This is a genomic window from Vibrio sp. 10N.222.52.C12, assembly GCF_041474215.1.
GTDB lineage: Bacteria > Pseudomonadota > Gammaproteobacteria > Enterobacterales > Vibrionaceae > Vibrio > Vibrio crassostreae_C.
The window spans coordinates 1-8,018 of record NZ_JBFRTR010000161.1; the positions used below are offsets into that span (position 1 = coordinate 1).

General features: G+C 43.4%; 6 protein-coding genes. 3 read left to right on the plus strand and 3 right to left on the minus strand.

The features are described 5' to 3' along the window. Positions 1-53: 53 nt before the first annotated feature. From hpf to AB4623_RS22460, 3 genes are all read right to left on the minus strand, one after another. Positions 54-389, minus strand: a complete 336-nt coding sequence (gene hpf, locus AB4623_RS22450; RefSeq protein ID WP_004735034.1) for a ribosome hibernation-promoting factor, HPF/YfiA family — start codon at positions 387-389, stop codon at positions 54-56. 424 nt (positions 390-813) lie between these two features. After that, complete coding sequence (locus tag AB4623_RS22455) at positions 814-2,238, minus strand: lytic transglycosylase F (RefSeq protein WP_346393666.1); 1,425 nt, start codon at positions 2,236-2,238, stop codon at positions 814-816. A 140-nt stretch (positions 2,239-2,378) separates the two neighbouring features. Further along, the gene (locus tag AB4623_RS22460; RefSeq protein ID WP_017059363.1) at positions 2,379-3,107 is read right to left on the minus strand and encodes an outer membrane protein assembly factor BamD; all 729 of its coding nucleotides are present in this window, start codon (positions 3,105-3,107) and stop codon (positions 2,379-2,381) included. A 137-nt stretch (positions 3,108-3,244) separates the two neighbouring features. Between AB4623_RS22460 and rluD the strand changes: the two genes are divergently transcribed. The 3 genes from rluD to clpB all read left to right on the plus strand — a co-directional run bounded on the left by rluD (position 3,245) and on the right by clpB (position 7,678). Next, a complete protein-coding gene (gene rluD, locus AB4623_RS22465; RefSeq protein ID WP_017059364.1) occupies positions 3,245-4,219 on the plus strand; it encodes a 23S rRNA pseudouridine(1911/1915/1917) synthase RluD in 975 nt (324 codons plus the stop codon). Positions 4,220-4,221: 2 nt separating this feature from the next. Then, positions 4,222-4,962 carry a peptidoglycan editing factor PgeF gene (gene pgeF / locus AB4623_RS22470; protein WP_065584732.1) on the plus strand — a complete coding sequence of 247 codons (741 nt, stop codon included), beginning with the start codon at positions 4,222-4,224 and terminating at the stop codon, positions 4,960-4,962. Positions 4,963-5,104: 142 nt separating this feature from the next. Continuing rightward, positions 5,105-7,678, plus strand: a complete 2,574-nt coding sequence (gene clpB / locus AB4623_RS22475) for an ATP-dependent chaperone ClpB (protein ID WP_017062851.1) — start codon at positions 5,105-5,107, stop codon at positions 7,676-7,678. Positions 7,679-8,018 lie beyond the last annotated feature (340 nt).

The window sequence follows — 8,018 nt, forward strand, 5'->3', positions numbered from 1 at the left end:
TTAAGTGAACGGCATTAGCCCTGAGGCGCTATTTTTTAATCTGTTCTCTTTCCTTATTCTACTTCAGCTTCTAGCTCTTCGATTTCAGGCTTTTCAGCGCGGCGCGCTTCTGGTTTATGGCGTAGCTTGTTGAGTTGACGCTCTAGTTTTTGTTCTACTTCGTTGATCGCTACGTAGAGGTCGTCATGGATTGATGAAGCAACAAGTTGGCCTTTTGGTACGGTTAGTACCGCTTCAAATTTCTTCTTCTTGTTTGGTTCTTCGCTAAAGCTCGCTTGGCAGCCAATGATGTCTACTTGCCATTTATCTAGCTTTTTAAATTTGCTTTCTATGTGATCACGGATTGCAGAGGTAATGTCGATGTTTTTACCAGTGATGTTCATTTTCATAGAAGTTTTCCTCTGTTGTATCCCTCATGGGTTAACTTCAGATTACGACTTTTAGGAATAAAGAATGTGATCTAGATCTTGTTTTGGTTGGGTGGGATAAGCATTAAAATCAAATGTGATCTTACGCAAGTCTTAGTATCTTTTTGGCGAAAAATGCTTGTTATCCTTATGAAAAACGATAACTTGGAGGCAAGGCTTCGCTAAAAATTAAATCAGTTTTTAGGGGCGTCCTACAGCCTATGGAAAGTGCTTGATTGAAATTTACTCAATAGTGTTTTGTGATATAGGTCTTGTAATATAGGTCGCTACATAAGCTTCTTCAGAATTAGATAAACAAAAGCCGCATAAGTATTCTTATGCGGCTTTTGTGTTTTTTAGCTTTACCTAATACCTTTGGCTCCCCAGCTCTGGGATGGAGGCGATCCTAGTCGTTAGTGTTCAGTAATCTCGCTGTGCCGTCCTCTCGGATAGCATTGATAGCTTGTAATTGTTTATAGATTACGAAGTAACGATTGATGTTGGCAACATAGGTTACGGGTTCTTTACTCACGTATTTGCGAGTGATGATTTCTACGTTTTTAAACCAGATGTTTGGGTTGTAACCTTTCTGCTTGGCAATGCTCCTCATCTTTCTGATCTTAGCAGGACCAGCGTTGTAAGAAGCCAAGGTAAAGTAGATTTGATTGTCGGGTGATATTGCCGGGTCGTCAAAATATCGGTCTTTGATAAAGCGCATATACTTCACACCCGCATGGATGTTGTTATCCACCTTATGGATGTTCTTGATGTTGACGTTTTTATCTTTGGCGGTACTCGGTAATACCTGCATCACACCAATAGCCCCGCGATGAGAAATCCGGCTCTGATCCAGTCCTGATTCTTGGAAACCTTGAGCTGACATCATCAAAGGATCAAATTCATACTTGCTCGAATACTTTTCAAAGACATCTGAGAGTTTAGCTACTCGGTCTACTTTATTGGGGTTGAGTGCTCGGCCTAACCAGCGAGTATTGTCGATGTATTTCTGGTAGATGACATTCCCAAGCAGGGTGCCTGTTCGTGCGGTCTTGACGTATTTGTTTATCTCTTTCTTCAGTTGAGGGCTGTCTTTTCTTAAAGCCCAAGCAATACGACCATTTTCTCGTAAAGGTAAGTCGTTATGGACTTGAATGTTTTCCATTACATCGATCCAGAGCTTGGCTTTATGGTTATCCAGAATTGTGCCTTGTATATAACCTTGGTTAACCAGTTCTATCAGCTCGTAGTCTTGTAATGACTCCTCGATAAAGTGGACATGCAGTGGTGGTAAACCTAGCTCGTTAAGCTCCTTATTAACTCTTTGTACACTCTCGAAGTAACTCGAGCTTGCTCGTATCCACACCTCTTTGCCACTCAATTGCTTGATTTCGGTGATAGGTTCGGCCTTTTTCCCTGTGATAATGAGTTCTTTACCATCTTTAATCATCGGATCCGAAAAATCGATGGTTCGTAATCGTTTATCGGTGATCGTTAGGTTAGCGACAGCGACATCACCATAGCCAGACTCTAAAGAGGGAAGTAGATCATCTCGTTGCACGGGGATGATTTGAACATTGAGATAGGGATGTTTCTTACGAAGGCTTTTCTCAAAGTGGTAGAGCATTTCTGCCACGATGCCTTTTGGCTTGCCATCCTCGATGTAATAGAAACCAAGATCGGCAGACACTAGCACTCTAACCGTTCCTTTGGTTTTGAGCACATCCAAGTCACCCATGTAAGGCTTATTGCTTAATGGAGACAGTTCTAATGCGTAGGATAAGTGGCTAAATAGCGATATCCAGATAAATAATAACAACCTACTCACATCCACACTCCATGTTGATGTTTTGTTAAAAGTTATCTTTTGAAGATACCGTGTATTATGCGATCCATCAAGTTTGCGATATGTAGATGAAAAAAAGCGCGCTAGTAAATTAGCGCGCTTTTAGGATTGAGATGTAAGAGGTTTGATTAAGGTAGTGGGTTTAACTCAATCAACTTTTCTGTTCTTAACACAGCGTCATCTAGGCCGAGTTGTTGATAAGCTTTTAGCTGGATATCTAAAGACTTACGCGCAGCAATGGTGTCTGGGTAAGTTTTTTGCAGCTCTTGCGTTCTGTTGATCGCAGCAATCCAAGCTTCGCGGCGTAGGTAGAAATCAGCGGTTGCTAAGTCATACTCTGCTAGGCGGTTCTTAAGTGCGAACATGCGTTTTTGTGCATCTTCAGCATAAGGGCTACTAGGGAAACGTTCGAGTAGTCGCTTGAAGTCAGCAAACGCAAGTTTCACTGGTTCAGGATCTCGGTCACTACGGTCGATATTAAAAATATCGTGCATGAAGTTTCGGTCTTGCGCCATGTGCGTTAAGCCGCGCATGTAAAGAACCCAGTCTTGTTTCTCATGCGTTGGGTTCAAACGTAGGAAACGTGAAATGGTAGCGAGGCCAAGTGCCAAGTCATCATTTTTGTAGTAAGCGTAAATCAGATCGAGCTGTACTTGCTCAGAATAGGCGCCGAATGGGTAACGTGAGTCTAGGGCTTCTAGCTTTTCTATTGCTGAAAGCCAGCTACCGCTCTGCAGTGATTCTTGAGCGTCAGAGTAGAGAACCGATGGTGGTACATCTGGCACTATCTCTTCACTACTTGAACAACCAACCAAGAGTGATACGGCTAATAGACCCGATAAAGTAAGGTGTTTCATGTCAGGCGTCGATTCCTTGAATTAAATATTTCGTAAGCTTCCGTTACTTTCTAACCAGTAACAGATACAATGATGCAATTATTCTATTTTATCCATACTAATGGGTATTAGTCTCACGGTTTTTAAAAAAGTTCGATATGGCTCAGCAGATCACATTAACAGACACAGTAAAAAGCAGCCAGTTAGGTCAACGTTTAGACCAAGCTGTCGCTGAACTATTTACCGATTTTTCTCGCTCTCGCATTAAAGAGTGGCTTCTTGACGGCAAAATCCAAGTGGATGGCGAAGTTATTACAAAGCCGCGTGTTAAGGTTTTGGGCGGTGAAGAGATCATCTTGCAAGCTGAACTTGCAGATGAAGAGCGCTGGGAAGCACAAGATATTCCTCTAAACATTGTCTACGAAGATGATGACTTATTGGTTATCAATAAGCCTCGCGATCTGGTTGTACACCCAGGCGCAGGCACACCGGATGGAACCATACTAAACGCATTGCTTTTCCATTACCCACAGATTGCAGAAGTGCCTCGTGCAGGTATTGTGCACCGTCTTGATAAAGACACAACAGGTCTTATGGTTGTGGCTAAAACGGTTCCAGCTCAAACTCGTCTTGTGCGTGCTCTTGCTAAGCGTCGTATTACTCGTGAATATGAAGCAATTGCAATTGGCAAAATGACCGCTGGTGGTGTGGTAGAGAAAGGCATTAGCCGTCATGCAACTAAGCGTACCTTGATGGATGTAAATGAATTAGGAAAGCCAGCGGTAACTCACTACCGTGTTGCTGAGCACTTCCGCGAGCATACTCGTATTCGTCTACGCCTAGAAACGGGTCGTACTCACCAAATTCGTGTTCACATGTCATACCTTCAGCATCCGCTGCTAGGTGACGTTGCATACGGTGGTCGTGCTCGTATTCCAAAAGGTGCATCTGAAGAACTAACAACAATGATTCGTTCTTTTGATCGCCAAGCACTGCACGCCGTTATGCTTAAATTTGTTCACCCAATTACAGGTGAAGAAGTTGAGTTCCACGCTCCTGTGCCAAATGACATGGTCGTGATGGCTGAAGCGTTACGTGTTGATGCGCGCGAAAACTTGGAAGACGACATTTAATCATGTCGATGATCATCCCTAACTGGAATGCACCAAAAAACGTGAAAGCATTTGCTTCGACACGTTTTGATGGTTTTTCTACTGGTGCGTATCAAGGATTAAACCTAGGTACGCATGTTGGGGATGATGCTTCGCTTGTTGAAAACAACAGAGCCTGGCTCAAGCAACACGCTAATATGCCTGCCGCTCCGGTATGGCTACATCAAACTCACTCAACAGATGTCGTTACGGTTTTACACCCTACGGCAGATATTCTTGATGCTGACGGTGCATTTACCACAGCTAAAGATGTTGTTTGTTCTGCGATGACAGCCGATTGCTTACCTGTAATCCTTACTGATACCAAAGGCACTCAAGTTGCTGCAGTTCATGCTGGTTGGCGTGGTCTTGCTGGTGGCATTCTTGAAAATGCCGTCGCAAAGTTTTCAAACTTAGGTTCAGAGAATAAGATCATTGCTTGGCTTGGTCCTGCAATAGGCAAACAAGCTTTTGAAGTAGGCGATGATGTGTTGGAAGCTTTCGTTAGTTTTGACTCTCAAGCTAAGCTCGCATTTGAAGCCAAAGCTGAACCAGGCAAATGGCTAGCGAATATGTCTCAGCTTGCAACGCAACGACTGAACAAAGTTGGTGTAACTTCTGTGACAGACTCTAATCTATGTACCTTCGCTGATGCCGATGCGTTCTATTCTTATCGTCGTGATGGTATTACTGGACGCCAAGCTACTTTTATTTGGTTAGAGTAACCTTTAACTAGTGCAACCAGTCATCCAGCTCATTTATATTTTTATAACAGCTCTATTCTTCATTCTTATCCCTTGAAAATCCGCGTTACCGTATCCATCTTCTAACCATAAGATAAACATATCTAAGAGTAGGAAGGTTGGCATGCGTCTCGATCGATTCACTAGTAAATTCCAAATTGCGATATCTGATGCTCAGTCGCTCGCATTAGGTCGTGATCACCAATATATAGAGCCTGTGCACCTAATGGTGTCTTTGCTTAATCAAGATGGTAGTGCAATTCGTCCATTGCTCACCATGCTGAATATTGATGTGGTTCAATTGCGTTCAAAGCTAAGCGAAATATTAGACCGTGTACCGAAAGTAAGTGGTATCGGTGGTGATGTTCAACTGTCGAATGCAATGGGTACTTTGTTCAACCTATGTGACAAGGTCGCACAAAAGCGTCAAGACACATACATTTCTTCGGAAGTCTTCCTACTTGCCGCAATTGAAGATAAAGGCCCTTTAGGTAACCTGCTTAAAGAGCTAGGTCTTACTGAGCAAAAATTATCTCAAGCTATCGAGCAGGTTCGTGGCGGTCAAAAAGTTGATGACCCAAATGCCGAAGACCGACGCCAAGCGTTAGAGAAGTTCACCATCGATCTGACTGAAAGAGCGGAGCAAGGCAAGCTGGATCCGGTAATTGGCCGAGATGACGAAATCCGCCGTACTATCCAAGTACTTCAGCGTCGTACTAAGAACAACCCAGTCATTATCGGTGAACCTGGTGTTGGTAAGACAGCTATCGTTGAAGGTTTGGCTCAGCGCATTATTAACAATGAAGTGCCAGAAGGTTTAAGAGGCCGACGCGTACTTTCATTAGACATGGGTGCTTTGGTAGCTGGCGCTAAATATCGTGGTGAGTTTGAAGAGCGTTTGAAGTCAGTCCTCAATGAATTGTCTAAAGAAGAGGGCAATATCATTCTCTTCATCGATGAAATTCATACTATGGTCGGCGCTGGTAAAGGTGAAGGCTCTATGGATGCCGGTAACATGCTAAAACCAGCGTTGGCTCGTGGTGAACTCCACTGTGTTGGCGCAACGACTCTTGATGAATACCGTCAATACATAGAGAAAGATCCAGCGTTAGAGCGCCGCTTCCAAAAAGTGCTTGTCGATGAACCAACGGTTGAAGACACGGTGGCGATTCTTCGTGGTTTGAAAGAGCGCTATGAACTTCATCATCATGTAGAAATTACCGACCCAGCAATCGTGGCTGCAGCAACACTATCTCATCGATACGTTTCTGATCGTCAACTGCCGGATAAAGCGATTGATCTGATTGATGAAGCGGCTTCGAGTATCCGTATGCAGATCGACTCAAAACCTGAGTCGCTAGATAAGCTCGAGCGTAAAATCATTCAATTGAAGATCGAGCAGCAAGCTCTTACCAATGAAAATGATGAAGCCAGTGAAAAACGCCTTCGAACATTACAAGAAGAGCTTTCTGACAAAGAACGAGATTTCGCAGAGCTTGAAGAAGTGTGGAATGCAGAGAAAGCCGCGCTTTCTGGCACGCAACACATCAAGTCAGAGCTAGAACAAGCTCGTATGGATATGGATTTTGCGAGACGTGCTGGTGATCTTAACCGAATGTCTGAATTGCAATACGGTCGAATCCCAGAATTAGAGAAGCAGTTAGATCTTGCGACTCAAGCTGAAATGCAAGAAATGACGCTGCTGCGTAATAAGGTCACTGATGCAGAAATTGCAGACGTGCTATCGAAGCAAACAGGCATACCTGTTTCTAAAATGCTAGAAGCCGAGAAAGAGAAGCTTCTTAACATGGAAGGTGTTCTACATAAGCGAGTTATTGGCCAAGCGGAAGCAGTCGAAGTGGTATCGAATGCGATTCGTCGTAGCCGTGCAGGTTTATCTGATCCAAACAAGCCGATTGGATCTTTCTTATTCCTTGGTCCAACTGGCGTTGGTAAAACGGAGTTGTGTAAAACACTCGCGAACTTCATGTTTGATAGTGACGATGCAATGGTGCGTATCGACATGTCTGAGTTTATGGAGAAACACTCTGTTGCTCGTTTGGTTGGTGCTCCTCCGGGTTACGTTGGATATGAAGAAGGTGGTTACTTAACAGAAGCAGTGCGTCGCAAGCCTTATTCAGTGATTTTGCTAGATGAAGTAGAGAAAGCGCATCCTGATGTTTTCAATATCTTATTGCAGGTGCTTGATGATGGACGCTTAACTGATGGACAAGGTCGTACAGTCGATTTTAGAAACACGGTAGTGATCATGACATCCAACCTTGGCTCTTCGAGAATTCAAGAGAACTTCAATACGCTCGACTACCAAGGAATAAAGAATGAAGTGATGGAAGTGGTAGGTAAACATTTCCGTCCTGAGTTTTTGAACCGAGTTGATGAAAGCGTGGTGTTCCATCCATTGGGTCAAGAGCACATTCAGTCGATAGCCGCTATTCAGCTTGAGCACCTTAAGAAGAGAATGGAAGACAATGGTTATGAGCTTGAAGTTTCGGATAAAGCACTCAAGTTAATTTCTCAAGTTGGTTTTGATCCAGTATATGGTGCACGACCTTTGAAAAGAGCGATTCAACAAAGTGTCGAGAACCCGTTAGCGAAAGCGATACTGGCAGGAAAAATTAATCCAGATAAGAAAGTGCAGCTATTAGTAAACAACGACCGCATTATTGCTCACCAATAGTTGAAGTAAGAACGGTAGGTACGATTGGCCGAAATTAAGGCTTAATCGTACCTATTTTAAACGCTTTGTGTGAATAGTGTTCGAACGGTCGCCGGTGGCGGCTTTTTTTCGTTTTTAGCCTTGTACAAAGGATTATTCTCTCTATAATGCGCCTCCGTTGCCAAGGATAACCAAGCGGTTTGAACTGAGTAACAAGACGGTGATAAGCATTTAAGATGCTTTGAAAAATTAGCTGGAAAAAGTGTTTGACACTGGAATCTAATCCGCTAGAATGGCCGTCCACTTCGAGAGGCTCCTTACTAAAAGGAAGGCTCAACAAGTAAAGCTCTTTAACAATTTA

Excerpts from the sequence above, each read along its gene's own strand:
- clpB (WP_017062851.1), top strand. The coding sequence starts at position 5,105 with ATGCGTCTCGATCGATTCACTAGTAAATTCCAAATTGCGATATCTGAT.
- rluD (WP_017059364.1), top strand. The coding sequence starts at position 3,245 with ATGGCTCAGCAGATCACATTAACAGACACAGTAAAAAGCAGCCAGTTA.
- pgeF (WP_065584732.1), top strand. The coding sequence starts at position 4,222 with ATGTCGATGATCATCCCTAACTGGAATGCACCAAAAAACGTGAAAGCA.
- AB4623_RS22460 (WP_017059363.1), bottom strand. The coding sequence starts at position 3,107 with ATGAAACACCTTACTTTATCGGGTCTATTAGCCGTATCACTCTTGGTT.
- hpf (WP_004735034.1), bottom strand. The coding sequence starts at position 389 with ATGAAAATGAACATCACTGGTAAAAACATCGACATTACCTCTGCAATC.